Here is a 739-nt window from a genome sequence, read left to right on the forward strand (position 1 = left end):
GAGTACTACTTAATTTTACCACTAGTTAAAAATGGAGGAGGTAGAGGGATTCGAACCCCCGCGGGATTTGACTCCCCTGTCGGTTTTCAAGACCGATCCCTTCAGCCGAGCTTGGGTATACCTCCATGGCTGTATATAATAGTGGTGGACCTTGCAGGACTCGAACCTGCGACCGGACGGTTATGAGCCGTCTGCTCTAACCAACTGAGCTAAAGGTCCTTTAAGATGGCGGCAGAGGGGTTCGAACCCCCGACCTCACGGGTATGAACCGTACGCTCTAGCCAGCTGAGCTACGCCGCCAGGATCTTTAATTTAAATATATGTTGGTGGAGCCTAGCGGGATCGAACCGCTGACCTCCTGCGTGCAAGGCAGGCGCTCTCCCAGCTGAGCTAAGGCCCCATGTTGTTGACGATTTTTCAAGCAATAAGTTTGTTTGAAAATCTTAATGGTCGGGAAGACAGGATTCGAACCTGCGACCCCTTGGTCCCAAACCAAGTGCTCTACCAAGCTGAGCTACGTCCCGAAGAAATATAAAGTTTAAAATAATAATGGTGCGCCCGGCAGAAGTCGAATCCACAACCTCCTGATCCGTAGTCAGGTGCTCTATCCAATTGAGCTACGAGCGCATATGAGTAAAAATTATTTATGCCGAGAACCGGAATCGAACCGGTACGGTAGTCACCTACCGCAGGATTTTAAGTCCTGTGCGTCTGCCAGTTCCGCCACCCCGGCAAAAAT

The 739-nt window shown here is 50.5% G+C and carries 7 tRNA genes; all 7 read right to left on the reverse strand.

The window, feature by feature from the left end:
- Positions 1–32: 32 nt before the first annotated feature.
- Positions 33–125 (reverse strand) — tRNA-Ser (locus H2672_RS19190).
- A gap of 17 nt (positions 126–142) precedes the next feature.
- Positions 143–219, reverse strand: a tRNA-Ile gene (locus tag H2672_RS19195).
- Positions 220–226: 7 nt separating this feature from the next.
- Positions 227–300 (reverse strand) — tRNA-Met (locus tag H2672_RS19200).
- Between the two features lie 24 nt (positions 301–324).
- A tRNA-Ala gene (locus tag H2672_RS19205) sits at positions 325–400 on the reverse strand.
- Between the two features lie 47 nt (positions 401–447).
- Positions 448–524 (reverse strand) — tRNA-Pro (locus tag H2672_RS19210).
- A 26-nt stretch (positions 525–550) separates the two neighbouring features.
- Positions 551–627: transfer RNA gene (locus H2672_RS19215), tRNA-Arg, on the reverse strand.
- A gap of 20 nt (positions 628–647) precedes the next feature.
- A tRNA-Leu gene (locus H2672_RS19220) sits at positions 648–733 on the reverse strand.
- Positions 734–739: the final 6 nt, after the last annotated feature.

This window comes from Sporosarcina sp. BP05 (genome assembly GCF_014282005.1).
In the GTDB taxonomy this organism is placed as follows: domain Bacteria; phylum Bacillota; class Bacilli; order Bacillales_A; family Planococcaceae; genus Sporosarcina.